The 26,599-nt window shown below is 59.9% G+C and carries 20 protein-coding genes, 1 pseudogene and 2 riboswitches; of the genes and pseudogenes, 12 read left to right on the forward strand and 9 right to left on the reverse strand.

What is annotated here, in order from left to right; genetic code table 11:
* Positions 1-60: 60 nt before the first annotated feature.
* Both AC1RNA_RS15440 and AC1RNA_RS15445 read right to left on the reverse strand, forming a co-directional pair.
* Positions 61-1,137: a tartrate dehydrogenase gene (locus tag AC1RNA_RS15440; protein ID WP_492951662.1), complete on the reverse strand. Its 1,077-nt coding sequence runs from the start codon at positions 1,135-1,137 to the stop codon at positions 61-63.
* 96 nt (positions 1,138-1,233) lie between these two features.
* On the reverse strand, positions 1,234-2,238 hold the full coding sequence (locus AC1RNA_RS15445) for an ABC transporter substrate-binding protein (RefSeq protein ID WP_492951663.1): 1,005 nt from the start codon (positions 2,236-2,238) through the stop codon (positions 1,234-1,236).
* On the opposite strand from AC1RNA_RS15445, the gene AC1RNA_RS15450 reads away from it, so the two are divergent.
* Positions 2,237-3,160, forward strand: coding sequence for a GntR family transcriptional regulator (locus AC1RNA_RS15450; RefSeq protein ID WP_492951664.1), 924 nt, complete (start codon positions 2,237-2,239; stop codon positions 3,158-3,160). The two genes, AC1RNA_RS15445 and AC1RNA_RS15450, sit on opposite strands and share 2 nt — an antisense overlap.
* Positions 3,156-3,304: pseudogene (locus AC1RNA_RS15455) on the forward strand (peptidase M14); the annotation flags it as partial. The gene AC1RNA_RS15450 and the pseudogene AC1RNA_RS15455, both read left to right, overlap by 5 nt.
* A 17-nt stretch (positions 3,305-3,321) precedes the next feature.
* On the opposite strand, the gene AC1RNA_RS15460 reads toward AC1RNA_RS15455, so the two are convergent.
* The gene (locus tag AC1RNA_RS15460; protein ID WP_492951665.1) at positions 3,322-4,443 is read right to left on the reverse strand and encodes a ribonucleotide-diphosphate reductase subunit beta; all 1,122 of its coding nucleotides are present in this window, start codon (positions 4,441-4,443) and stop codon (positions 3,322-3,324) included.
* A gap of 20 nt (positions 4,444-4,463) precedes the next feature.
* Positions 4,464-7,367, reverse strand: coding sequence for a ribonucleoside-diphosphate reductase subunit alpha (locus AC1RNA_RS15465; protein ID WP_492951666.1), 2,904 nt, complete (start codon positions 7,365-7,367; stop codon positions 4,464-4,466).
* Between the two features lie 103 nt (positions 7,368-7,470).
* Positions 7,471-7,681, reverse strand: a riboswitch (cobalamin riboswitch).
* 236 nt (positions 7,682-7,917) lie between these two features.
* On the opposite strand from AC1RNA_RS15465, the gene AC1RNA_RS15470 reads away from it, so the two are divergent.
* Positions 7,918-8,586, forward strand: a complete 669-nt coding sequence (locus tag AC1RNA_RS15470) for an epoxyqueuosine reductase QueH (protein WP_492951667.1) — start codon at positions 7,918-7,920, stop codon at positions 8,584-8,586.
* A gap of 38 nt (positions 8,587-8,624) precedes the next feature.
* Positions 8,625-8,836: riboswitch (cobalamin riboswitch) on the forward strand.
* Positions 8,837-8,940: 104 nt separating this feature from the next.
* Positions 8,941-11,286: a 5-methyltetrahydropteroyltriglutamate--homocysteine S-methyltransferase gene (gene metE / locus AC1RNA_RS15475; RefSeq protein WP_492951668.1), complete on the forward strand. Its 2,346-nt coding sequence runs from the start codon at positions 8,941-8,943 to the stop codon at positions 11,284-11,286.
* 55 nt (positions 11,287-11,341) lie between these two features.
* On the opposite strand, the gene AC1RNA_RS15480 is transcribed toward metE, so the two are convergent.
* Together AC1RNA_RS15480 and AC1RNA_RS15485 are read right to left on the reverse strand one after the other, a co-directional pair.
* Positions 11,342-11,563 carry a hypothetical protein gene (locus tag AC1RNA_RS15480; protein WP_492951669.1) on the reverse strand — a complete coding sequence of 74 codons (222 nt, stop codon included), beginning with the start codon at positions 11,561-11,563 and terminating at the stop codon, positions 11,342-11,344.
* Positions 11,564-11,735: 172 nt separating this feature from the next.
* Positions 11,736-12,587, reverse strand: coding sequence for an IclR family transcriptional regulator (locus AC1RNA_RS15485; RefSeq protein WP_009340622.1), 852 nt, complete (start codon positions 12,585-12,587; stop codon positions 11,736-11,738).
* Positions 12,588-12,698: 111 nt separating this feature from the next.
* Here AC1RNA_RS15485 and AC1RNA_RS15490 point away from each other — a divergent pair, with 111 nt between their 5' ends.
* Positions 12,699-14,324, forward strand: a complete 1,626-nt coding sequence (locus AC1RNA_RS15490) for a GMC family oxidoreductase (protein ID WP_492951670.1) — start codon at positions 12,699-12,701, stop codon at positions 14,322-14,324.
* Between the two features lie 30 nt (positions 14,325-14,354).
* Positions 14,355-15,689 carry an MFS transporter gene (locus AC1RNA_RS15495; RefSeq protein WP_009340629.1) on the forward strand — a complete coding sequence of 445 codons (1,335 nt, stop codon included), beginning with the start codon at positions 14,355-14,357 and terminating at the stop codon, positions 15,687-15,689.
* Between the two features lie 90 nt (positions 15,690-15,779).
* Here AC1RNA_RS15495 and AC1RNA_RS15500 read toward each other — a convergent pair whose 3' ends face one another.
* Together AC1RNA_RS15500 and AC1RNA_RS15505 are read right to left on the reverse strand one after the other, a co-directional pair.
* On the reverse strand, positions 15,780-16,697 hold the full coding sequence (locus AC1RNA_RS15500; RefSeq protein ID WP_492951671.1) for a bifunctional enoyl-CoA hydratase/phosphate acetyltransferase: 918 nt from the start codon (positions 16,695-16,697) through the stop codon (positions 15,780-15,782).
* Positions 16,697-17,473, reverse strand: coding sequence for an IclR family transcriptional regulator (locus tag AC1RNA_RS15505; RefSeq protein WP_492951688.1), 777 nt, complete (start codon positions 17,471-17,473; stop codon positions 16,697-16,699). The genes AC1RNA_RS15500 and AC1RNA_RS15505 overlap by 1 nt, the downstream gene beginning before the upstream one ends.
* 162 nt (positions 17,474-17,635) lie before the next feature.
* Between AC1RNA_RS15505 and xsc the strand changes: the two genes are divergently transcribed.
* Positions 17,636-19,411, forward strand: a complete 1,776-nt coding sequence (gene xsc, locus AC1RNA_RS15510) for a sulfoacetaldehyde acetyltransferase (RefSeq protein ID WP_009340632.1) — start codon at positions 17,636-17,638, stop codon at positions 19,409-19,411.
* Between the two features lie 71 nt (positions 19,412-19,482).
* On the opposite strand, the gene AC1RNA_RS15515 is transcribed toward xsc, so the two are convergent.
* Positions 19,483-20,358, reverse strand: coding sequence for a LysR substrate-binding domain-containing protein (locus tag AC1RNA_RS15515; protein WP_009340633.1), 876 nt, complete (start codon positions 20,356-20,358; stop codon positions 19,483-19,485).
* Positions 20,359-20,578: 220 nt separating this feature from the next.
* Here AC1RNA_RS15515 and AC1RNA_RS15520 point away from each other — a divergent pair, with 220 nt between their 5' ends.
* From AC1RNA_RS15520 to sauS, 5 genes are all read left to right on the forward strand, one after another.
* Positions 20,579-21,481 (forward strand): tripartite tricarboxylate transporter substrate binding protein, encoded by a 903-nt coding sequence (locus AC1RNA_RS15520; protein ID WP_245258193.1) that lies wholly within the window; start codon positions 20,579-20,581, stop codon positions 21,479-21,481.
* 48 nt (positions 21,482-21,529) lie between these two features.
* Positions 21,530-22,069 (forward strand): tripartite tricarboxylate transporter TctB family protein, encoded by a 540-nt coding sequence (locus AC1RNA_RS15525; protein WP_009340635.1) that lies wholly within the window; start codon positions 21,530-21,532, stop codon positions 22,067-22,069.
* 15 nt (positions 22,070-22,084) lie between these two features.
* Positions 22,085-23,614: a tripartite tricarboxylate transporter permease gene (locus tag AC1RNA_RS15530; RefSeq protein WP_009340636.1), complete on the forward strand. Its 1,530-nt coding sequence runs from the start codon at positions 22,085-22,087 to the stop codon at positions 23,612-23,614.
* A 205-nt stretch (positions 23,615-23,819) separates the two neighbouring features.
* Positions 23,820-25,103, forward strand: coding sequence for an MFS transporter (locus AC1RNA_RS15535; protein ID WP_492951672.1), 1,284 nt, complete (start codon positions 23,820-23,822; stop codon positions 25,101-25,103).
* A gap of 68 nt (positions 25,104-25,171) precedes the next feature.
* On the forward strand, positions 25,172-26,599 hold the full coding sequence (gene sauS, locus AC1RNA_RS15540) for an acylating sulfoacetaldehyde dehydrogenase (protein WP_492951673.1): 1,428 nt from the start codon (positions 25,172-25,174) through the stop codon (positions 26,597-26,599).

Consider the following 26,599-nt stretch of genomic DNA (forward strand, 5'->3'; position numbering starts at 1 on the left):
GCTTTAGTTGAAACCAGCGTCAACTGATTACTGCTTCGCCTTGATGTCGCAGTGAATGACTTAACCGTTCAAGCCACGGACAGCCTCTATGACGCCGGATGTAACATCTGCCGTGGTCGCTTTGCCGCCCAGGTCGGGCGTGTGCAGATGTGGGTTGGCTGTGACGCGCTCGATCGCCTTCATGATAGCGTCCGCAGCGGGTATTTGACCGAGATGTTCAAGCATCATCGCGGAGCACCATATAGTCCCGAGAGGATTGGCAACGCCTTTGCCGGTGATGTCGAACGCGGAGCCGTGGATGGGTTCGAACATGGATGGGAAAGTGCGTTCAGGGTTAAGATTTGCTGTGGGCGCGATGCCAAGTGATCCAGCCAACGCTGCAGCGAGATCGGACAGAATATCGGCGTGAAGATTTGTTGCGACGATCGTGTCCAGCGATTCTGGTTGCATCACCATGCGAACTGTCATGGCATCAACCAGCATGCGATCCCAGGTTACATCAGGAAATTCTTTCGAAACCTGTAGAGCGATTTCATCCCACATCACCATGGCATGGCGTTGCGCATTCGACTTGGTTACGACTGTCAGAAGCTTGCGCGGACGAGATTGCGCGAGACGAAATGCGAAACGTATGATGCGCTCGACGCCGATGCGCGTGAACATCGAAACGTCAGTGGCGGCTTCGATTGGCAGTCCCTGATGGACACGCCCGCCGACGCCGGCATACTCGCCTTCCGAATTCTCACGAATGATAACCCAATTAAGTTCTTTTCCGGTGACCTTACGCAGCGGAGATGTAATGCCCGGCAAAATTCGGGTCGGTCTCACATTGGCGTACTGATCGAACGGCTGGCAGATCGCGATGCGAAGTCCCCACAACGTGATGTGATCTGGAATTTCCGGATGCCCGGCCGAGCCGAACAATATGGCATCGTGATTTCGAATGAGATCCCGGCCATTCTCCGGCATCATCCGGCCATGCTTCTTGTAATATTCTCCACCCCAATCGAAATGGTCGAACGCGAACTTGAACTTACCATCCCACTTTGCGACGGCGTTCAGAACTTCGACACCTGCGGAGATGACTTCGGTGCCAATGCCGTCACCGGGGATGGCGGCAATAGTGTACGTCTTCATATTATTGTTCTTTCATTCGATTGGTATTTTTCGTGCATTTAGCTCTGACCAAACTGACGCGAGGCTTTCGCGCCGGCGATCATGATCAGGGCAACATCAGCTGCCCTTGAGGCTGTGAATTTCGGGAAACCAGATGTCCTGCCACTTCGTCGGCGCAACTGGAATGCGCTTCACTTTGGCGAGGAATTGCGCAATCGGCAGAGTCTTGTGCGGCTCGATCGTGTTCGTCACCAGCGGGTCGTTCAAAATGCCCAGAAGAAACTCGACCGTTTCCTGTGTATGAGCCATTCGCTTGTATGTCTCGGCGGCCTTCTTCTTGTCTTTGTTGATAATGTCGATCGACTCTTTCAATGCTTCAAAGAAGGCCTGATACGCCTTCGGGTTCTCATTCCTGAATTTGCTGGTGGCCCATATGACATTGAATGTCGCCGGACCGCCCAGGATCTCGTAATTGTTCAGAACCTTGTGAATTTTGGGGTCGGCAAGTTCTGTGTACTGGAACGGCGGCGAGGAGAAGTGGGCGTTAATGCCGATGCCGCCAGACATGAGGGCGGTCATCGCCTCGGGATGCGGCATCGAGACGGTCAGCGAGTCGTACTTGGCAAAATTAGCTTCACCGAATTGTTTGGCGCACGCCATCTGCAACAGCAGTGCTTGGGTCGATATTTTCACCGACGTGACTGCGATCTTGTCCTTCTCTGAAAAATCGGACAGCTTTTTTACATTCGGATTTGAGGAAACAAGATCGACCGGCATGTCGTTAAGCGCGGCCACGCCGTGAATGGCTGTTGGCGTGTTGCGCGTTTTTGCCCAGAGCGTTACGAGGTTCGGGACACCGCCTGCGCCAAAGTCCAAACCGCCGGACAAAAGCGCATCATTCATGGCGTTCGATCCGCCGAGCGTGACCCATGAGACCTGGATATCATTAAGACCGAGAGCGGCTGCGTGTTTTTCGACGAGCTTTTGATCTTCCATGATCATCAGCGGCAAGTAGCTCAAACCATATTGCTTAGAGGCGCGGATCTGGTTGGTTTCAGCCGCGGCAGGCATGAGTGACAGTGCGAGAAGGCAGCCTGCCAATAAGACCTTGAATTTCATCATGATCATTCCCTCCTGGTTCCCTGTGGAGCAGTGCCCGTCTTCTTTGCTCTTGCTTTTATTGTATGCAAGCTTGCATACAAGCCTGACGGCGAGTTGTTCGATTGTCAACTGGCGGCATAATGCAGGGGACATCTCCCAAGTTAGAGGAAAGGTAGTGCCGTTGACCGCCTTGATTTTGAAAAGCCACCCGGCACCCGGCACGGCCCCCAAGGCTTCCTTGGTGGAAAGCGCCTATGTCGCGCTTAAGGCCGCGATCTTGAGTAATACATTCCCGCCGGGCTATCAGGCCGCGGAGAGCGACGTCGCGTCTCAACTCGGGATGAGTCGCACTCCTGTGCACGAAGCCGCAATCCGTTTGCAGGCCGAGGGGCTTGTGGCGGTTCAACCGCGAAAGGGAATTCTTGTTTGCGCAATCTCCGCTTCCGATATTCGAGAAATCTATGAACTCACCATCGCGCTGGAGGGGATGGCGGCCGAGGTTCTGGCATTGCAAACCCCTTCTGCAACCAAGAACAAAATCCTTGGCCGGCTGAGCGCGGAAACGAGCTCCATGGAAACGGCGCTCAAGACGGACGACCTTGACCGGTGGGCTGCCGCCGATGATCAATTCCATAGAATCTTGACAGGAGAATGCGGCAATAGCCGCCTGGCGCGGATGGCGGGCACAATTCGTGACCAGACCCATCGGACAAGACTACTCACGTTGCGCCTCAGGCCGAAGCCATTAAATGCGGCGACCGAGCACCGCGCCATCATTGAAGCGATCCGCACTGGCCACGCGCGTGCCGCGTCCGAGAATGCTGCCGAACATCGACGCCGTGCGAGTCAAATCATGATCCCGCTGCTCAAAAAGCTAAACCCATTTGAGCCGCCATCTGTCGGCCTAAGCCCAGATAAGAATCGGAGGTCGGCGCGCAAATGATAGGCCAGGACAGAAAGTCGCCATCCAGCGCAACGGCTTTGGCGAAGCGGTTGCGCTGGATACAAGCGCGGTAGCAGGAGAGTGGCGGGCCAGCGCGGCGATGCAATGGCCGAGCCACGCAATCCTTTTTGTTTGCGCAAGTGAACCCACTTGCAGGTACTTCATTCCCAGCTCAGCGCGCCGCCGTTCTGATACTCGATCACGCGCGTCTCAAAGAAGTTCTTTTCCTTCTTGAGGTCCATCGCTTCCGACATCCACGGAAAAGGATTCTCCGTTTCAGGGAATACCGGCGTGAGGCCGATCTGCGCGCAACGCCGGTTGGCGATGAAGTGCATGTATTGCTCGCACAACGCAGCGTTCAGCCCGAGGAAGCCGCGCGGCATGGTGTCCCGGCCATAGGCAGCTTCCAGTTCGGCGGCATCGCGGATCATGCTGCGCACTTCTTCCTGGAACGCCTTGGTCCACAGATGCGGGTTTTCGAGCTTGATCTGGTTGATGACGTCGATGCCGAAGTTCAGGTGAATGCTCTCGTCGCGCAGGATGTACTGGTACTGCTCGGCGATGCCGACCATCTTGTTGCGACGTCCGAGCGACAGGATTTGCGCGAAGCCGGTGTAGAACCACATGCCCTCGAACACGACATAAAAGGCGACGAGATCGCGCAGGAATGATTGATCGGCCTCCTGCGTGCCGGTGGAGAAATCCGGATTGTCGAGATTTTGGGTGTGCTTGAGCGCCCATGCTGCCTTGTCGGTGATCGACGGTACCTCGCGGTACATGTTGAACAGCTCGCCCTCGTCGAGGCCGAGACTTTCGACGATGTACTGGAAGGTGTGGGTGTGCACGGCTTCCTCGAACGCCTGACGTAACAGATATTGCCGGCATTCGGGGTTTGTGAGGTGCCGATAGATCGCCAGCACGATGTTGTTGGCGACGAGGCTCTCGGACGCTGCGAAGAACCCGAGGTTGCGCTTGATGGCGCGGCGCTCGTCGTCGGTGAGGCCGTCGCGGGACTTCCAGAGCGCGATGTCGGCCTGCATCGAGACTTCGGTCGGCATCCAGTGGTTGTTGCAGCCCGCGAGATATTTCTCCCACGCCCATTTGTATTTCAGCGGCAACAGCTGATTGACGTCGGCACGGCAGTTGATCATCCGCTTTTCGTCAACCGAGACGCGGCCGCCTGAGCGGTCGATCGCGCCGAGGCCGGTTTGTTCTAAAGGCTGTTCGGCGCTGAACATGACGGCGGGCGAAGGTGCGGTTGTGGAATCTGACCAGTCGAGCATGGTGGTGTCCTTTCTTGTTCTTATTGGCAGGCTTCGCAGTCGGGATTATCGATCGAGCAGGCTTTGACGCCATCAAGGTCGGGCACCGTGGCATTCGGAACGACAATCGGCGCATGGGCGAGCATCCCCGACGCGGAGACCGCGTTGAGCTTGCCGTCGGTGCCCTTCAACGTCGATTTTTCGACATGTGTGGCGCTGCGCGAACGCAGGTAATAGGTGGTCTTCAGGCCGAGCTGCCACGCGAGGCGATAAAGCTGGTCGAGCTTCTTGCCCGACGGATTGGCGATGTAGAGATTGAGCGACTGTGCCTGGTCGATCCATTTCTGCCGCCGCGCGGCGGATTCGATCAGCCATGAGGTGTCGATCTCGAACGCGGTGGCGTACAGCGCCTTGAGATCGTCCGGCACCCGGTCGATCTGACCAACGCTACCATCGAAATATTTCAGGTCCGACACCATCACCTCATCCCACAGGCCGCGCGACTTGAGGTCACGCACGAGGTGCTCGTTCACCACGGTGAAGTCGCCCGACATGTTCGATTTGACGAACAGGTTCTGGTAGGACGGCTCGATCGACTGCGCCACGCCGCAGATGTTGGAGATCGTCGCCGTCGGCGCAATCGCCATCACGTTGGAATTGCGCATGCCGTCCTTGCGCACGCGCTCGCGCAGGCCCGCCCAGTCGAGCGTCATAGACGCATTGAGCGCCGAGCCGTCGCGTGCCTTCGAGAGAAGGGCTATGGAATCGATCGGCAGGATACCCTGCGACCACAGCGAGCCGTCGAACGAAGGATACCGGCCGCGCTCAGCGGCGAGATCCGCGGACGCCGAGATCGCATGATAGCTGATGATTTCCATGCTCTCGTCGGCGAAAGTGACGGCGGCGTCGGAAGCAATCGGAATTCGCTGGACATGCAGCGCATCCTGGAAGCCCATCAGGCCGAGCCCGACCGGGCGATGCTTCAAATTGGAGCGCCGTGCCTCGGGGATGGTGTAGAAGTTGATGTCGATGACGTTGTCGAGCATCCGCACGGCGGTCGTGATCGTGCGCTTCAGCTTGTCCTGATCGAGTCCTTCGCGCGTGGTGTGGTTGAGGAGGTTGATCGAGCCAAGGTTGCACACGGCGACTTCATCGGCCGAGGTGTTGAGCGTGATCTCGGTGCACAGGTTCGAGGAGTGTACGACGCCGACATGCTGCTGCGGCGAACGCAGGTTGCATGGATCCTTGAACGTGATCCACGGATGCCCGGTTTCGAACAGCATGGTCAGCATGCGCCGCCACAAATCGGTGGCGCGCACTTGCTTGAACACGCGCATTTCGCCGCGCGCGGCCTTCGCCTCGTAGGCTTCATAAGCCGCCTTGAAGCGAGGGCCGTAAAGGTCGTGCAGATCCGGCGTTTCATCCGGCGAGAACAGTGTCCACTCACCATCCTGCTCGACGCGTTGCATGAACAGGTCGGGTACCCAGTTCGCGGTGTTCATGTCGTGAGTGCGGCGGCGGTCGTCGCCGGTGTTTTTGCGCAGGTCGAGGAATTCCTCGATGTCGATGTGCCATGTTTCCAGATAGGCGCAGACCGCGCCCTTGCGCTTGCCGCCCTGGTTGACGGCGATCGCGGTGTCGTTGGCGACTTTCAGGAACGGCACCACGCCCTGGCTTTCGCCATTGGTGCCCTTGATGTGGGCACCAAGACCCCGCACCGGTGTCCAGTCGTTGCCGAGTCCGCCGGAATATTTCGCCAGCAGCGCGTTGTCCTTCACCGCCTTGAAGATGTCGTCGAGATCGTCGGCGACGGTGGTAAGGAAGCAGCTTGAGAGTTGCGGCCGCAGCGTGCCGGAATTGAACAGCGTTGGTGTCGAGGCCATAAAATCGAACGACGACAACAGATTGTAGAATTCGATGGCGCGTCCCTCGCGGTCGATTTCGCGCATAGCAAGCCCCATCGCCACGCGCATGAAGAACGCTTGCGGCAGCTCGATGCGCGCGCCATGAACGTGCAGGAAATAGCGATCATAAAGAGTTTGCAGGCCAAGGAACTGGAACAGCATGTCGCGTTCGGGCTTCATTGCCGTTGCGAGGCGGGCAAGATCGTAGCGGCCCAATTCGGGATCGAGCAGTTCGGATTCGATGCCGGTCTTGATGTAGGCCGGGAAATATTCGGCATAGCGCGTCGCCATGTCGGATTGAGATGCGCTGGTCGGTGTGCCGTGGACGAAGCTCAGAACCTCGCTGCGCAACTTGTCGAGCAGCAGGCGCGCGCTGACATAGGCGTAGTTCGGCTCCTGTTCGACCAGCGTGCGCGCCGCCATGATGGAGGCGAGCGCGAGTTCATCCTGGCTGATGCCATCGTAAAGATTCCTGCGGGCCTCGGCGAGCACCGGCGCAGGATCGACGGCATCGAGCCCTTCGCAAGCTTCGCGGATGATGAGCTCGAACCGCTTGAGGTCGAGCGGCACGCGAGCGCCGTTCGCAAGCGTCATCTGCAGCGTCGGCTCGTTCGATGAAACGGTTGTGCTGGCCCTGTCCGCCGCACGCTCGCGGGCGCGCTCCTCGCGATAAAGCACATAGGCTCGCGCGACCTTGTGGTGCTCGCTGCGCATCAATGCGAGCTCGACCTGATCCTGCACGTCCTCGATATGGAAGGTGCGGCCTTCGCCGAGACGGCGGGTGAGGGTGCCGACGACCTCCTGTGTGAGTTGCTCCACCACCTCATGCACGCGGCGGGAGGCGGCTGCGGTGTGTCCTTCGACCGCGAGAAACGCCTTCGTCATCGCAATCGAAATCTTGGAGGGATCGAAGCGCGACACCGTGCCGTTGCGGCGGATGATCTGCATCGCCGGCTCGCTTGGCGAGGGCGCGAGGGAATCGAGGCTCAACTGGATGAGCGGTGCTTTTTCAGTTTTGGCGGTCTGCAGGTTCAACGACATCGACAAGCCCCGTGATGCGGATTTCAGAAGGCGGGGGTCGAAGGCGCTTGAGCGCTCGGCGGACAGCCGATTGCTGGCGACCGCCGGACTCCCCGTCCGTGGACGTTTTTTCGGTGTCGCGGCAGGTCTCCTGGCTTGCAGGTCGTAGCGGCTTCTTGTCTTCCCGGCCGAGGCCAGTGACGTAATGGCGAAGCAGCTCGCTGCTGACAGTTGCGGGGGCAGCGCCGGATTTCCGCGAAACGTGCGGTTCACCGGCTTCCCTCTTAGCCCACTAGATTTTGATGTCTAGCAGGACCGTGACATCTACATGTGGTGATCTTTGACCGTAAGAGTCAAGAAAACTTTAAAATGCTCCCCGCTATCCCCGGAAGCCGCCGTGGCGCGGTGAAAACCTCAAGCCTTTCAGCGGTTGGCAGACTGCTGCGATTCTGGTTCTGCGGCCAAGGCCATTCGGCAACGATAGCTGTTCCATCCAGATGGCCGAATCGGCCTGCGCTTTACGGATGCGGACACTCTCATTAGATAGAGCCTTCGACAGGCGAGCCACGCGATGAATGATTTCGTTCGACCGATCCTCAATCCACCGGGTGGGCAGAAGAAGGTTCTGCTGCATTCGTGCTGCGCGCCGTGCTCGGGCGAGGTGATGGAGGCGATGCTCGCTTCCGGCGTCGATTACACCATCTTCTTCTACAACCCGAACATTCATCCCGAGCGCGAATATCTGTTGCGCAAGGATGAGAACGTGCGTTTTGCCGAGAAGCACGGCGTCGGCTTCATCGATGCCGACTACGACAAGGACAACTGGTTCGCGCGCGCCAAGGGCATGGAGTGGGAGCCGGAGCGCGGTGCCCGCTGCACCATGTGTTTCGACATGCGATTCGAGCGCACCGCGTTGTATGCGCATGAACATGGCTTTCCAGTCATCACCAGTTCGCTCGGCATCTCGCGCTGGAAGAACATGGCGCAGATCAACGATTGCGGAAAACGCGCCGCGTCGAAATATGACGGCCTGCAATACTGGGATTTCAACTGGCGCAAGGGCGGCGGTTCAGCGCGCATGATCGAGATCAGCAAACGCGAGGAATTCTACCAGCAGGAATATTGCGGCTGCGTGTATTCGCTGCGCGATACCAATGCCCACCGCCGGGCCTGCGGGCGGGAGCCGATCGAGCTTGGCGTCAAGTTCTATGGGCAGAATTCCACCGAGGGCGAGCGATAATCCCACCCTCCGTGCGTTGACTGATTTTTTCTCCACGCCATATTTCAACCCGTCGAGGTCTTCGTCATCGCGTTGATGCGAAGCTAAGAGGGAAGCCGGTGAAGCATTGATGCGCTTAATCCGGCGCTGCCCCCGCAACTGTGAGCGGCGAGCCTGCATCCATTCGTGTCACTGAGGCGTCTCGCTTTGGGAAGACGGATGTGGGCCGCGACCCGTAAGCCAGGAGACCTGCCGCGACGAGATGTTTCCACGGGCGGGGTGTCCGGTGGGCGTAGTCCTTGAGGTGCCTGCGCGCCTCGGTTGGCGTGCGCGCACTTTCATCCCCGCCGTTTCTCGTATTTCGGGGTCAAAGCCATGTCGAATGTATCAACGTCCGTCCCTCTCGCCGTCGCAACGCTCGGTACGCCGCGGATCGGCCCGCGCCGCGAACTGAAAACCGCACTGGAAAGTTTCTGGGCGGGCAAGATCGATGAAACCGCGTTGCTCGCAACCGCCGCTGAACTGCGCGCCGCGAACTGGGCGCGGCAGAAAGCGCGCGGCATCAGCGTCATCCCATCCAACGATTTCTCACTCTACGACCATGTGCTCGACACCAGCGTGATGGTTGGTGCAATTCCTGAAATCTACGGCTGGACAGGCGGCAGCGTGCCGCTCGCGACATACTTTGCGATGGCGCGCGGCTCGGAAGGCGAGGGCGAGGCCTGCGCGCATGGCCATGTGCATCATCACCACGGCGTGTCCGCGCAGGAGATGACGAAGTGGTTCGACACCAACTATCACTACATGGTGCCGGAATTCAAAAAGGGGCAAACTTTCGCGCTGTCCTCGACCAAGCCGATTGACGAGTACAAGGAAGCCAAGGCGCTCGGTTATCAGACGCGCCCGGTGCTGCTTGGTCCGGTGACGTTCCTCAAGCTCGGCAAGAGCAAGGATGCCTCACTTGACGCGCTGTCTCTGCTGGATGGTCTGCTGCCGGTTTACATCGAGGTGCTGAAGCGCCTCGCTGCCGAAGGCGCGGAATGGGTGCAGATCGATGAGCCGTGCCTCGTGCTCGATCTCGACGATGCCGCGCGCCAGGCTCTGCGCCACACCTATGATGTGTTCGCAAAGGCTGTGCCGCAGATCAAGATCATGCTGGCGACCTACTTCGGCGATCTCGGCGACAACCGCGACACCGCTGTGTCGTTGCCGGTGGCGGGATTGCATATCGATCTGGTGCGCGGCGCGGATCAGTTTGCCGTTGTCCTCGCGAAGGCTCCGAAAAACCTCACGCTGTCACTCGGCGTCATCGACGGCCGCAACATTTGGCGGGCCAATTTGTCCACTTTGCTGAACAAGCTCGATCCCGTCGTTGCCGCGCTTGGGCACGAGAGAGTGCAGATCGCGCCGTCCTGCTCGATGCTGCATGTGCCGATCGATCTCGATACGGAAACGGGCCTCGATGTCGATGTGAAGGAGTGGCTCGCATTTTCCCTGCAGAAGATGGATGAGCTTTCGATTCTCGGCCGCGCGCTTGCCGGTCAACGCGATGAGGTCGCGGACAGGATCGCAGCCTCAAAAACAGCGGCGGCCAAGCGCAAGGAATCGTCAAAAATTCACAATCGCGCCGTGACAGAGCGGATGAGCGGCATCACCGATCAGATGCGCCGCCGTCACAGCCCGTTCGATGTGCGTGGGGGAGTCCAGCATAAGCAGTTCGGTCTGCCATTGTTCCCGACCACGACGATCGGTTCGTTCCCGCAGACGGCGGACGTGCGCAAGGCACGTGCAGCGCATGCCAAGGGCACGCTGAAGGACGCGGATTACGATCAGTTCCTGAAAGAGGAAACCGCGCGCGCCGTGCGCTGGCAGGAGGAAATCGGACTCGACGTGCTGGTGCACGGCGAATTCGAGCGCAACGACATGGTGCAATATTTCGGCGAACAATTGTCCGGCTTTGCTTTCACCAAGCATGGCTGGGTGCAGAGCTACGGCTCGCGCTATGTGCGCCCACCGATCCTGTTCGGCGATGTCTCTCGGCCCAAGCCGATGACGGTCGACTGGTGGCGCTATGCGCAGTCGCTCACCAAGCGGCCGATGAAGGCGATGCTGACCGGCCCGGTGACGATCCTGAACTGGTCGTTCGTGCGCGACGATATCCCGCGCAGCGAAGCTTGCCGGCAGATCGCGCTGGCGATCCGCGATGAGGTCGTGGACCTGGAGAAGGAGGGGGCGCGGATGATCCAGATCGACGAAGCGGCGTTGCGCGAAGGCTTGCCGCTGCGGCGTTCGCAATGGCAGCACTATCTCGACTGGGCGGTGGAAGGCTTCCGGCTGTGTGCTTCAGGCGTTGCCGACGAGACGCAGATCCACACCCATATGTGTTATTCGGAGTTCAACGACATTATCGATGCGATTGGCGCGATGGATGCCGACGTGATTTCCATCGAGACCTCGCGCTCGAAGATGGAGTTGCTCGATGCGTTCAAGACCTATCGTTATCCGAACGAGATCGGGCCGGGTGTCTATGACATTCACTCGCCGCGCGTGCCGGAGGTCGGCGAGATGAAGCATCTGCTGGTGCTGGCCCGCCAGCGCCTGAGCGATGCGCAACTCTGGATCAATCCGGATTGTGGATTGAAAACCCGCAAGTGGGATGAGGTGCGGCCTGCGCTCGTCAACATGGTTGCGGCCGCGCGTGAACTGCGCGCGCAGGCCTGATGCGAAAGGAAGACCGTCGCCATCTGATCGATGGCGGTAGCTTTCCGTTTCGATGTCAGCGAAGCGAAGCGGAGGTCTGGGCTTGTGGCGCGGAAGCGGTTGCTTCGGTCTTGTTGGGATCGGGGATGAGAAGCCGCGCCACCAGCAGTCCGGCGATCAATGTCCAGAAGGCGAGGGTGCCAAGGCGCACCACCGGGGAATAGCGGCGAGTCGCGACCGCGCCATGCTCGCCCCACGCATATTGTTTGGCCGGATCGGCAGACGGATGATGCGCCATTGAGAGAGCCCCTGTGTGAGGGCGATCTTCTCCCGCGACGTTGCTGCTTTCAAGAAAACAAACCGGCATTTTTCAAGGCCGGAAAGGAACAAACCTCCTTCTTCGGCGGTGCGAAAAGCATAGTCTTTCGCACCCACGGATTTCGCCGATGCAATCCCGATTCTGCGTGCCGTTATTCCGCGGGGCGCAAGGGGTTGTGCGCGGCGGAAGGCGCGGTCTCTGTGCCCGCGCCGCCTGCAACGGCGGGAGCAGGAGAGGACGTGTCGAACAGGAGCGTCTGTTCGAGTGCCTTTGCAGCTTTCTTCAAGGCAGGCACCAATGCAAGCGCCCGCGTCAGCGGCAATCGCGTGATGGGTCCATGCACCGCAACGGTCGCGCAGATTCGCCCGCGTGAATCGCGGATCGGAACGGCGGTCGCGGCCATGCCTTCCATGAATTCCTCATTGTCGGTGCCCACGCCGGTCTGGCGGATCCGCGTGAGCTCCGCCTCAAGCTGTTCCGTGCTGGTCAGAGTTCGCGCGGTGTAGCGCTGGAAAGGCTGCGTGCGGAACAACGCTTTGCGCAATGACGATGGTGCAAGGCTGAGAAACAGTTTGCCGCTTGCCGTGCAATGCAGAGGCACGCGCGAGCCCACGGTCAGGCGGAATTGCAGCGGCCAATCGGATTCGACGCGGTCGAGATAAATCAGGCGCTCGCCGTCGAGCATGGTGATGTTGCAGGTCTCGCCGGTCTCTTTCACCAGCGCGGAGAGAATGACACGGCGCGGCGCGAGATCAAACGAGCGCCGCATGCCTTCGAGCGACAGTGCAAGAAGGCGATGGCCGACTTCATAGTGCCGTCCGTCCGTGGCGCGTTGAACGAATCCCAACCGCTCGAGCAGCGCAACGAAGCGATGTGTCGTCGCTTTCGGCAATCCGATCGCAGCCATCAGCTCGTTGAGCGTCGGCGGCTCTTCCGCTTTGGCGATGGTTTCGAGAAGGAGCAGCGCGCGTTCCGAAACCGAGGTCGTCGTCTGCGTGGACATTTTTCAACCTTATTCCATTCAGTGAGCCACAAGGCATTCAACTACGTTGACAACATTTCACGCAAAGTTCAATCTTCAAGATAAATCGTCTCAATAAATGGAATAAGAGCGATGACGGAAGCGTCCGATCAATTCGACTACATTGTGGTGGGGGCAGGCTCCGCCGGATGCGTGCTGGCAAACCGGTTGAGCGCCGATGGGCGTCATAAGGTTTTGCTGCTCGAGGCAGGCCCGAAGGACAACTACCTGTGGATCCATATTCCCATCGGTTACGGGAAGACGATGTTCCACAAAGCCTACAATTGGGGCTTCTACACCGATCCCGAACCCAACATGAAAGACCGCCGTATCTACTGGCCGCGCGGTCGCGGTCTCGGCGGTTCGAGTTCGATCAACGGACTGATCTTCGTTCGCGGCCAGCGGCAGGATTACGACCACTGGGCGCAGCTCGGGAATACGGGCTGGGACTGGAAGAGCGTTCTTCCTTATTTCATGAAGTCCGAGCACAACAGCCGCGGCGCGAGCGCGACGCACAGCGACAAGGGCCCGCTGTGGTCATCCGACATCGGCGGCAAGCACGAGCTGATGGAAGCCATCATTCGCGGCGCCAATGAAATAGGCGTGCCGCGCAACGACGACTTCAACAGCGGCGACCAGGAAGGCGTCGGCTACTATCAATTGTTCACGCATAATGGCTGGCGGATTTCATCCGCGGTCGCCTATCTAAAGCCCGCGCGTGATCGTGCCAACCTGCGCATCGAAACGGATGCGCATACGACTGGCGTCATTCTCGAAGGCCGCCGCGCGGTCGGCGTGCGTTACATTCAGAACGGCGTTGTGCGGGAAGCGCGCGCGGCGCGCGAGGTCATCCTCTCCGCAGGTTCGCTGCAATCGCCGCAGATTTTGCAACTGTCGGGCATCGGGCCCGCATCGCTCTTGCAGCGGCGCGGCGTCAAGGTGGTGCACGATCTACCCGGCGTCGGCCAGAACCTGCAGGATCATCTGCAACTGCGGCTGATGTATAAGGTCTCGAAGCCGATCACCACCAATGACGATCTGCGCACGCTGTTCAGCCAAGCCAAGATCGGATTGCAGTGGCTGCTGACGCGCACCGGGCCGCTCGGCATCGGCATCAACCAGGGCGGCCTGTTCACGAAAATCCTGCCTGGGTCGGAGACCCCGGACATTCAATTCCATTTCGGCACGCTGTCGGCCGATATGGCGGGCGGCAAGCCGCATCCATGGTCGGGCTGCACGTTCTCGGTCTGTCAGCTGCGGCCGGAGTCGCGCGGCAGCGTCGAGATCAAGTCGACCGATCCCATGGAACCGCCGTCGATGCGGCCGAATTATCTCGATGCCGAAACGGATCGCATCTGCGCGGTGGAGTCGATCAAGTACGCGCGCCGTCTCGCGTCCACGAGTGCGCTGAAGCCTTATCTCGTCGAGGAATACAAGCCCGGCGCGGACGTGAGCACCGACGACGAGATTCTCGATTTCGCGCGCGAATATGGCGCGACGATTTTCCATCCGACCGGCACCTGCAAGATGGGCTCCGATCCGATGGCGGTGACGGACGCGCGGCTTCGCGTGCACGGCATCGGCGGTCTGCGCGTGGTCGATTGTTCGATCATGCCGACCCTCGTTTCCGGCAATACGCATGCGCCGGCCGTGATGATCGCGGAAAAGGCATCCGATATGATTTTAGCGGACTCAAAAGAAAGTTCGATCGCAGCTTAAGGAATGGTTCTGTTAACTGGGGAGGCCAATATGGCAGATAAGATACAAGACAAGGCGCTTTTAAAACGTGTCGTCTTCGCATCTCTGATCGGAGCGACCGTGGAGTGGTACGACTTCTTTCTCTACGGCACGGTGGCTGGCATCGTGTTCAGCAAACTTTATTTTCCGACGGGCGACGTGTTCATTTCGACGATGCTCGCCTACACGACATTCGCTGTCGGGTTCATCGCGCGTCCGCTGGGCGGCGTGATCTTCGGCCACTTCGGTGACCGCATCGGCCGCAAGAGTATGCTCATCATGACCCTGATGATCATGGGTATTGCGACCCTCCTGATCGGGTTGGTGCCGACCTATGACCAGATTGGCGTCTGGGCGCCGATTGCATTGCTGATCCTGCGCGTTCTGCAGGGCCTCGGTCTTGGCGGCGAATGGGGCGGTGCGGTTCTCATGACCTATGAGTATGCCGAGCCGCACAAACGCGGCCTTTATGCGAGCCTGCCGCAGATCGGTTTGTCCATCGGTCTGTGTCTTGCCTCCGGCATCGTCGCATTACTTTCCTTTTCGCTCACGGATGCTCAGTTCCTCGCCTGGGGCTGGCGCATTGCGTTCGGGTTGAGCTTCATCCTCGTTCTGGTCGGACTCTATATCCGCCTGAACATCATGGAGACGCCGGAATTCGCCAAGGTCAAGCAGAAGGGCGCCGAGGTGAAGATCCCCTTCATGTCGATGATCAAGGAGTATCCGAAAGAGGTGACGGCGGGCATGTGCGCCCGTTTCATCGACGGCGTGTTCTTCAACGTGTTCGCCGTTTATTCGATCTCCTTCCTGACGCAGCAACTGAAAATCCCGCGGACCGAGGCCTTGCTCGGTGTGTGCGCAGCGGCGCTGGTGATGTGCCTGTTCATCCCGTATTTCGGCGGTGTGTCCGATCGGGTTGGCCGGACCAGGACGTATTTCTGGGGCTCGCTCGTCACCGGCTTTTCGGCGATACCGGCATTTTGGATCTGGCTGCATTTTCCCGAGCAGACGATTCTGGTCTGGGCCGCGCTTGTCGTCCCGTTCGGCATCTTCTATGCGTCGATCTACGGGCCGGAAGCCGCGTTGTTCTGTGATCTCTTTAAGCCGGAAGTGCGCTACACCGGAATTTCGTTCGTCTACCAGTTTTCCGGCATCTTCTCGAGCGGCCTGACGCCGATCATTGCGACAATCCTCGTGAGGGAATTCGCACCGAACGGCGGTTGGGCAGTCGCGGGGTATTGCGTCTTCGCTGGTATCGTCAGCGCATTGGGCGCCGTATGGATCAACCGTCTGGCGCGCCAGCGCATTGAGGCGGGCGGCACGGCTCCTGCGGCGCTCGTTGCCTAACAAGAGCCGCATGAAAATGAAAACGGCCCGGTTCACACCGGGCCGTTTTTGTTTTCGGGATAGCTCGAACGAGCGTGGAAGGCAGTTCTGCTAGGCCATGCTCAGCCGCGCCAGTGCGCAGGATGCGATGCGCGCACGGCGGGAATCTGCGCGGCTCGTCAGGATCACCGGCACCTTGGCGCCGAGCACTACGCCCGCGCATTCGCCGCCGCCCATGTAGATGAACGACTTGTAGAGAATGTTGCCGACATCGAGGTTCGGCACCATCAGAAGGTCGGGGTCGCCCGCGACCGCGGAGTTGATCTTCTTGGTCTTGGCGGACTGCGCGGAGATGGCGTTGTCGAAGGCGAGGGGGCCGTCAACAATCGCGCCCGCGATCTGGCCGCGATCGGCCATCTTGGTCAGCGCGGCGGCATCCAGGCTGGACGGCAGATCCGGATTGACGGTTTCGACCGACGACAGGATCGCGACCTTCGGTGTCTCAAAGCCGATGCGGTGCGCAAAATCGACCGCGTTGGCGAGGATGTCAACTTTTTCCTTCAGGCCCGGCTGGATATTGACTACCGCATCAGTGATCATGAGCGGCTTGTGATAGGCGGGGCAATCGAACCAGAACACATGGCTCATGCGGCGCGAGGTGCGCAGGTTGGCTTCGCGCGAGACCACCGCGCCGAGAAGTTCGTCGGTGTGCTGAGAGCCTTTCATCAGCGACTTGGCTTCGCCCGCGCTGACCAGCGCCACCGCAGCCCTGGAGGAGAGAACCGGATCGTCTTCGGCATCGACAAGGCGCAGGCCGTCGAGGCTGGCTTTCAATTCTGCCGCGCAGGCTTCGATGCGGCGGCGCGGGCCGACGAGAATAGGATCGATGATGCCTTCCTCGTAGGCGGCCAGCGCGGCGGCGAGTGCGTCGGTCGAGCAGGGGTAGGCAACGGCGACGCTCAGGCGGCCCTTGCCGCGCGCGGCCTGTTCGAGAGCGTCGAGTTTCGGGTGCGAGGAAGTGGATGGCATCAGGCGGCTCCGACGTCGGCGCTGATCGTTGCGCTCATGGCCTTGGCGGCATTTTGCAGAATTGGGATTTTCTTGAGCATTTCGGCCTGCGACATGCGTGTCACCGGGGCCTGGATCGCCAGCGCCGCGGCGCAGACGCGATTGCGGCCCTTCTGGTGAATGATCGGGACGGCGAGACAGACGAGGCCCGCGAGGAATTCTTCGCGGTCGAGTGCGTAGCCGTCACGACGAATGTCTGACAGTTCATTCAGCAGGGCGGATTTTTCAACGACGGTATGCTCCGTCATGCGCTCGAAATTCATCTCGGAAATAACGAGGTCGCGTTTCGCCGGTTGCATCAGGGCGAGAAACAGTTTGCCGCTGGCGGAGCAATAGGCGGGGACCTTCGAGCCCTGCTGGAAGGTGATGCGCAGCGGCCATTTGGATTCGACGCGGTCGAGATAGGTGACCTGCGTGCCGTCGAGTACCGTGAGATTGCAGGATTCACCGACCTCCTGCACCACGCGCCGCAAGATTTCGTGGCGGAGCGCGCCGCCGGGGCGGTTCGACAGAATTGAGAACGCAAGCTGGGTCGCGCGCATGGCGAGTTCATAGCGCCGCCCGTCCGGCGTGCGCTGGATGAGACCCGCCTGCTCAAGTGAACCGAGCCAGCGGTGCATCGTTGGTTTCGGCACGCCGACGTTCACGGCGAGTTCGGCAAGGCTTGCTGGATGTTGCAGCCCGGCGATGGCCTCCAGCAGGGCCAACGGTTTGAGGGCACCAAAAAGCTCGTTCATACCCATGCTATACACCATAATTCCGGTAAATGAAACGTCTTAAAATTGAAATTGAGATATTCGTTGCGTCTCGTCAAGCCGCATGGCACATACGGCTGGAAATCCTGAAACTCAGGACAGCGACTTTTCCACCAGACACTGTGAAAAAGAGAGGGTTCGCCTATGAAAATGACAACGGAAGAAGCCTTTGTGAAAGTGCTCCAGATGCACGGCATCGAGCATGCCTTCGGCATTATCGGCTCGGCTTTCATGCCGATTTCGGACCTGTTTCCGAAGGCGGGCATCACCTTCTGGGACGTCGCCCATGAAACCAATGGCGGCCTGATCTGCGACGGTTACACCCGTTCGACCGGCAAGATGGCGATGGCGATCGCGCAGAACGGTCCGGGCATCACCGGCTTCGTGACGCCGATCAAGACCGCGTACTGGAACCACACGCCGATGCTGCTGGTGACGCCGCAGGCGGCGAACAAGACCATCGGGCAGGGCGGCTTCCAGGAAGTCGAGCAGATGGCGATGTTCCGCGACATGGTCTGCTATCAGGAAGAAGTGCGCGATCCGTCGCGCGTCGCCGAGACGCTGAACCGCGTGATCATGAAGGCGAAGCGCCTCTCCGCGCCGGCCCAACTCAACATTCCGCGCGACTTCTGGACGCAGGTGATCGATGTCAACCTGCCTGCGATCGTCGATTTCGAGCGCCCGGCGGGCGGCGAACATGCGATTGCCGAAGCAGCAAAACTTCTGTCGAACGCCAAGTTCCCCGTTATCCTCTCCGGCGCGGGTGTGGTGATCGGCGGTGCGATCCCCGATTGCGTCGCGCTGGCTGAAAAGCTCGACGCTCCGGTGTGCAACAACTATCAGCACAACGATTCCTTCCCCGGCAGTCATCGTCTGGCGGTCGGCCCGCTCGGTTACAACGGCTCGAAGGCCGCGATGGAACTGGTTGCAAAGGCCGACGTCGTGCTGGCGCTCGGCACTCGTCTCAATCCGTTCTCGACGTTGCCGGGTTATGGCATCGACTACTGGCCGAAGGATGCGAAGATCATCCAGGTCGACATCAACCCCGACCGCATCGGCCTGACCAAGCCTGTCGCCGTCGGCATCTGCGGTGATGCCAAGCAGGTGGCGCGCGGCATCCTCGCGCAGCTTTCGCCGAGCGCCGGCAATGCCGGACGTGAGGAGCGCAAGGCGCTGATCCACACCACCAAGTCGAAGTGGCTGCAGACGCTGTCGAGCATGGACCACGAAGACGACGATCCGGGCACCAGCTGGAACAAGGACGCCCGCGTGCGCGACAAGGATTTGATGTCGCCGCGTCAGGCATGGCGCGCCATTCAGGCCGGCCTGCCGCGCGATGCCATCATCTCCAGCGACATCGGCAACAACTGTGCGATCGGCAACGCCTATCCGATGTTCGACGAAGGCCGGAAGTATCTGGCGCCGGGCCTGTTCGGTCCGTGCGGCTACGGCTTCCCGGCGATCATCGGCGCCAAGATCGGCAACCCCGATACGCCGTGCGTCGGCTTCGCCGGTGACGGCGCGTTCGGCATCTCCATGAACGAAATGAGCTCGGTCGGCCGCGAGGAATGGCCGGGCATCACCATGGTGATCTTCCGCAACTACCAGTGGGGCGCGGAGAAGCGCAACACGACGCTGTGGTACGACAACAACTTCGTCGGCACCGAACTCGACCGGCACCTGAGCTACGCCAAGGTTGCGGTCGCGTGCGGGCTGAAGGGGGTTCAGGTCAAGACCCAGGAAGAACTGACCAACGCGCTGCGTCAGTCCTGCGAGGACCAGAAGAAGGGCATCACCACCTTCATCGAGGTGCTGCTCAATCAGGAACTGGGCGAGCCGTTCCGCCGCGACGCGATGAAGAAGCCTGTCAAGGTTGCGGGTATCAACCGTGAAGACATGCGTCCGCAGCAGGTTGCCTAACCTTCAAGGCAATTCGACTTGAAATGAAAACCCGGCCTCGCGGCCGGGTTTTTTGTTAGACGTATTCGAGTCTATCCCTCGCCGGAGGCCGGCAGGTTGCCAAGCTCGCGTGCAATATAGCGGGCCAATTGTTCGGCGGCTTCCGAGATGCCTTGCTCCTTGCGGTGCAGGACCATCTCGATGGACGGCAATTCCGGCAATCCGTCACCTTTACTCAGAATGCGAATGTTCGGCGTGATTGTGCAGCGTGGAAACACCGACACCGCGATCCCTGAGAGTACGGCGGCCTGCAGCCCGGCGAAGCTGTCGCAGATGGAACGCAGCGTCCAAGGCAGTTCGGCGGTGTTGAGCGCGTCGATGGCAATCTGCCGATAGACGCTGCCCTGCGGCAGCAGCGCGAGGGGCAAGGGGCGCCGCAATTCCTGTGTTCCGTTCGGGCTTGCCGCCCACACCACGGGCTCGTGGCGAATCAATTCGCCGCGCCGGAAGCCCGGCTGATTGGTCATCAGTGCGATATCGATTTCCTCGCGCTCCAGCGCCGCGCTGAGATAGACGCTGCGGGTGCAGCGCAGATGGATTTCCACATTCGGATGCGAGCGCGAAAAGTTGTCGAGAACTTCGGGCAGCAGGTAGGCCGCATACAGGTCCGGCGTACCGAGCGTGACGTGGCCTGCGATGCCCGGCATCGAGAATCGCCCGCGCGCTTCGTCATTGAGACGCAACATCGAGCGTGCAAATTCGAGCAGCACTTCCCCGTCGGGTGTCAGCACAAGTTGCCGCCGGTTTTCTCCGAACAGCGTCCGGCCGACGACGCCTTCGAGGCGTTTGATCTGATGCGTGATCGCAGGTTGCGTGCGGCCAACCTTCTTTCCTGCGGATGTCAGGCCGCCGGTGTCGACAATGGCAACGAACGTTCGCAGTAGCGAGATGTCGAGGTCTTGATTCACTGATAAATTCCGCGAATGATGCTCATGCAGCTAATCAATTTTGTCACGAGTGCTGCCTCGTGCACCATACGAAAAAGTGACTTCATGTGAAGTGGGCAAACAAGCCCGCCAATAAGGTCGATAAAACCGTCGCTGGGAGGTGACTATGGAGGCGATACGATATCCAGCCCGCTGGGCTGCGAAGGCTTTTGCTGTTCTATCCGCGGCTTTTCTCTGCAGCATGCCATTGAGTGGCAGCGCTGCGGCTGCGGGCTATCCTGAACGTCCAATTGAATTGGTTGTTCCGTGGGGACCGGGTGGTGGTGCCGACCAGCTTGCACGTCTCATCAGCAAGCTCATGGAACCGATCATCGGGCAGAGCATTCCGGTGGTGAACGTGCCGGGCGGCACGGGTGCGACCGGCATGGCCAAGCTGATGTCGACACCGGCCGACGGCTATTCGATGGCGATTTACATCGCCGACAGCCACGCGCTTCTGGCAGGCAAGACGCCGCGCTGGACCATGAAGGACATCACGCCCGTCGCGGTGATGATGAAGGGTCCGTCTTTCATCTTCGTGAAGGAAGACAGCAAGTACAAGAACTGGGCTGATTTCGAGAAGGATGCCAAGGCCAATCCGGGCAAGCTTAAAGTGGCGACGCTTGGTTTCGGCAGCGTCGATGACTTCTCTCTGAGTGTCCTCGATCGGGCCGGCATCAAGGTCGTGCAGGTGCCGTTTTCCAAACCGAGCGAGCGCTACGTCTCGATCCTCGGCGGCCACGCGGATGCTCTCTACGAGCAGGCTGGCGACGTTGCACAATTCCTGACCAGCAAACAGATGCGGCCGATTCTGTTGTTCGGCGAAAAGCGTCTCGATGCTTTCAAGGATGTGCCGGCATCCTATGAGCTTGGCTACAAGATTGCGCTGCCGCAGTTCCGTTCGATCGTCGTCCGTTCCGGTACGCCGCCGGAGATCGTCAAGAAGCTGTCGGACGCGCTCGCCAAGGTGGCTGAATCGCCGGAATACAAGAAGTTTCTGGCCGATCAGTTCGCCGAACCGACGAGCTTCGAGCCTTCGACGAAGGCTGGCACATTCGTCGCGGACCAGCTCGAAGACATGAAGAAGGCGACGGCGGGAAAATAACCGTCAATCGCTGAAGATCATCACCTAACAGGACAGGCCGGCGACGTTATGGGAAAAACCGCACTCCGTCAGACTCTTCCGTATGTCGCCGGCCTGATCATATCCGGCATTCTCTATCATTACGCGCAGCAGATCGATTACTCGCCGCGTCCAGGTGACCTCGGTCCGGATTTCTGGCCGAAAGTCACGATCGGTATGATGGCGTTGGTCTGCCTGATCGAGATCGCCCGCCGGCTGATGGGCGTGGGACAGGAAACCCACGGCATCGCCGAGACTTTCGAGAAGGAAGAAGAAGAGGAGGAGGTGGCTGCGAAGCATCCCTGGATGCTGGTCGGCGGCATCGCTCTGGTTCTGGTCTATGCAGTCGTCGTGACGACGCTGGGCTTCCTGCTTTCGACTTTCATGTTCCTCGTGTCGTTCATGTATCTCGGCCGTTATCGCAACCATCTTGCGATCTGGCTGACCGCGACAGGCATTACGCTGGGAGCCGCGCTGCTTTTCATGCGCTTTGCCTACGTCTCACTTCCGCGCGGCGAGCCGCCGTTCGACGCTTTCACCGATTTCATTCGCCTCATCATTGGCGCCTGAGGCAGGGACACAGTCATGAGCGATGTTTTGATTCTGTTAGGTCACGGCTTCCTGAATTGCTTCACCGTGAGCCACATGCTGATGCTTCTGCTGGGCATCGTGGTCGGACTTCTGGTGGGCGTGTTGCCGGGCCTTACTCTGGTGATGGGCGTCGCGTTGACGCTGCCTTTCACGTATCACATGGATGTCACCGCCTCGATCGTGCTGCTGACGGCGATGTATGTCTCGGGCACCTATGGTGGCGCATTTACCGCGATTCTGTTCAAGATACCGGGAGAGCCGATCGACGTTCCGATGCTGTGGGACGGCTATACGATGGGTCGCAAGGGCAAGCCGGCGAAGGCGCTTGGCTGGACGCTGGTGGCGGCGCTGGGCGGTGGCCTGCTGTCGGCAGTCATTATGGTGTTCCTGACGCAGCCGCTTGCACATTTCGCGCTGCGTTTCTCGACGCCCGAATATTTCGCGGTTCTGGTGTTCGGTCTGTCCAGCGTCGTCGCGCTCGGCAGCGGATCGCTCGCCAATGCCCTTATCAGTCTCTGCGTCGGCATCCTGATCGCATCCGTCGGCACCGATGAAACCTACGGCGCCTATCGTTTCACCTTCGGCTCGCCAATCCTCGCCGACGGCATCGAGTTTCTCGTGGTGATGGTCGGCGCCTATGGCATCGGCGAAGTGCTGTCGCGGCTCGAGACCGGATTTTCGACGAGGCCAATCGAGAAAATCAGCAACGCCCGGACGGAGCTGCCGAGCTGGCGCGAAATCAGTGCGCTGAAATGGATGTTCGCGCGCGCGAGTGTGCTCGGCAACGTCATCGGCCTGATTCCCGGAGCAGGCGCGACCATCGCATCGTTCGTGAGCTATGGCATGGAATCCCAGTTCGGCAAGCGCCGGGCAGAGATGGGCACCGGCATCGCCGAAGGCATCGTCGCGCCCCAGGCGGCGGCCACAGCTTCCGTGGGTGGCGCGCTGGTGCCGCTTCTTGCACTCGGCATTCCAGGCTCGGGCGCGACCGCCATCATTCTTGGCGCGTTCATGCTGCATGGCATCCAGCCGGGACCGCAGGTCATGGTGACCTCGGCGCCGATCATCTACACCGTGTTTGCATCGGTTTTCCTCGGCCTCGCGCTGATGTGCGTCGTCGGCTACTTCGCAATCCGCCCGCTGGTAAAGATTCTCGATCTGCCGGAAGCCGTGGTCTCTGCCTATGTGATGACACTCTGTTTCGTCGGCGCGCTGTCGATCCGCAACAGCGTCACGGACCTGTGGCTCATGATTGCGTTCGGCGTCATCGGCTATCTGTTCGAACGGTTCAAATTCCCGGTCGCTCCACTGGTTCTTGGCGTGATCCTTGGGCCTTTGACGGAGGCTGCCTTCATGAACTCCATGATCAGTTTCGGCAATGACTGGACCGTATTTTTTACGCGCCCAATCTCTGGCTTCGTTATGGTGTGTACAGCGCTTATCCTGGCGCTGCCGTTCCTCCAGCGCGCTTTGTCGAGCCGGAAAGCAGTTCCAGCAACGGAAGGGCAGGCGCCGAGCGCCTAAAATCAGCTACCGAGAAAAATGAGGCCGGCGCGATGAGGTTGCGCCGGCCTTTTTGCTGATAAATCCCGCGAATGGCTGCGATGCAAATTATCAATTTCCTTATGGGATTTGGTCTCCTGTAGCATGTCCCGATAAAGCCGCGTCACTTTGAAGCTGGGCACCGAACCCGGCAGACCGCGGAAAAGAAAAATACCGGGAGGTCTTAATGGCTATGCGCAACAAGGCGAGCCGCTTCGTTCTGCTCATCACTTGCCTGATGTATCTCATCTTCTACGTCGACCGCGTGAATATCTCGACCGCGGCGCCCTTCATGCAGAAGGATCTTGGATTAACCGCGACCCAGCTCGGGCTCGCATTTTCCGCCTTCGCATATCCCTACGCTTTCTTTCAAATCGCAGGCGGCTGGCTGGGCGACCGGCTCGGACCGCGCGTGACGCTCGCGCTGTGTGCGGCTCTGGTCGGCCTCGCGACGATCTGGACCGGTTTTGTCGGCGGGCTGGCTGCACTGTTTCTGTCGCGTCTTGCGCTCGGCATCGGCGAGGGGCCTGCGTTCCCGACCGCCACGCGAGCGCTTGCGAACTGGCTGCGGCCCGATCAGCGCGCCTTCGCGCAGGGCATCACCCATGCTTTCTCGCGCGCAGGAAACGCGCTGACGCCGCCGCTGATTGCGCTGATCGTCGTGTCGTTCTCATGGCGCGATTCGTTTATCTTCCTCGGCGTAGCGGCGCTGATCTGGGCCGCCGTGTGGTTCACCTACTTCCGCGACGATCCGCGCACGCATTCGCAGATCACGCCTGAGGAATTGACGGGCCTGCCTCCCGCCACCGTGGTGGCCACGCGGAAATCGGTGCCGTGGGGACCGCTCCTCAAGCGCATCATGCCGGTGACGCTGACCGACTTCTGCTACGGCTGGATCCTGTGGCTGTACCTGAACTGGCTGCCATCCTTCTTCCTTCACGAGTTCAATCTGAACATCAAGAAGTCAGCGCTGTTCGCGGCGGGCGTGTTCCTGGCCGGTGTGGTCGGCGACACGGTTGGCGGTTTCCTCAGCGATCGCATCCTGAAGAAGACCGGCGATGTGAACAAGGCGCGCGTCAGCGTCATTGTTGTCGGCTTCCTCGGATCGTTCTGCTTCATGCTGCCGATCGTGTTCTTCCACGATCTCAACATCGTGGCGACCTGCCTCAGTCTCGCGTTCTTCTTCGTGGAATTGATCGTTGCCCCGATCTGGGCAATTCCCATGGATATCGCGCCTGAATTTTCCGGCTCCGCGTCCGGCTTTATGAACTTTGGTTTCGGCATGGCCGGGATTATATCTCCGGTGGTGTTCGGATATGCGATCGATCTGACGGGACGCTGGGACGTGCCGTTCATTGGATCGCTCGCGTTCCTTCTGATTGGTGCGATGCTGGCGTTCACATGCAAGCCGGGTGAACGCTTCGTCGATGTACGCAGCGAGCCTACGGTGCCGCGCCCCACGCCGGCCTAAACAACCCGAATGGTCGTGGCTTTCCGATGAAGGATACGACCCGCGAATTTTGATGAATGGAGAAAGTCATGAGTGTTGTCGTCGAAATGCAAAACCGGAATTCGGATGCGCAGCAGATTGCGGCCGATCTGATGAAGAGAGCCCGCGCGGCGCAGGAAATCTTTGCGCAGGCCGATCAGGCGCGGACCGATGAAGCGGTGCGCGCGGTAGCATGGTCGCTTTACAAGCTGGAGCACGCCAAGGCCCTGGCCGAGTTGGCGGTGGAGGACACCGGCCTCGGAAACGTCCCGGACAAGATCATCAAGAAGCAGCGCAAGACGTTCGGCACGCTGCGCGATATGCTGCGCGCCAAGACGGTCGGCGAAATCGAGCGTGACGTGAAGCGCGGCATCGTGAAGTTCGCCAAGCCGATCGGTGTCGTCGGTGCGATCACGCCGTCGACCAATCCCGGCGCCACGCCGGTCAACAAGGCGCTGATGGCGATCAAGGGCCGCAACGCGATTATCATCGCGCCGTCGCCGCTCGGCTTCCGTACCACCGAGATGGTCGTGAACTTCATGCGCGATGCGCTGGAGCAGATCGGCCTGCCGAAGGATCTGGTGCAGATCCTGCCGTCGCCGGTTACCAAGGACACGACTCAGGCGCTGATGGAGGCGGTGGACCTCGTCGTCATCACCGGTTCGCAGGACAACGTGCGCCGCGGCTATTCGAGCGGAACGCCGGCGATCGGTGTCGGCGCGGGCAACGTGCCGGTCATCATCGACGAGACCGCCGATTTCGATTCCGCCGCGCAGAAGATCTGCGCCTCCAAGACATTCGACAATGCGACCTCGTGTTCGTCGGAGAACGCGGTGGTGATCGTCGACGCTTGCTACGACAAGGCGATTGCCGCGTTGAAGAAGGCAGGCGCTTTCCTCGTCGATCCATCCTCCAAGGACAAGGTTGTCAGCGAGCTGTGGAAGAACGGCAAGCTGAACCGTCACCTGATTGCGCGTGACATGCCGATCCTGGCGGAAGCGTTCGGTCTTCCGGCTGAGGCATCGAAGTCAAAATTCCTTCTCGTCGAGGAAACCGGCATCGGCCGCGACTATCCGCTCTCGGGCGAAAAGCTGTCGCTAGTGCTGACAGTCTACCGCGCGAAGGACTTTGAGGCGGCGAAGGAGACCGTCCGCAAGATCCTCAATCACCAGGGCAAGGGCCACTCGATGGGCCTGCACACCACGAAGCTCGAGCGCGCGCGCGAGTTGGCGGAAGACCTCCCGGTGGTGCGCGTGCTGGTCAACTTTGCACACACCTTCGGCAATGGCGGCGGTTTCGACAGCGGCCTTGAGTTCACGCTCACCATGGGCTGCGGTTCCTGGCAGAAGAACAGCATCTCCGAGAACCTGAACTACAAGCACTTCATCAACATCACACACCTTGTCACGCCGATTCCGGAGGACAAGCCGACTGAAGAAGAGATGTTCGGGCCGCACTGGGCACGTTACGGCAAGTAA

Source organism: Afipia sp. GW821-FHT14H12 (assembly GCF_058803465.1).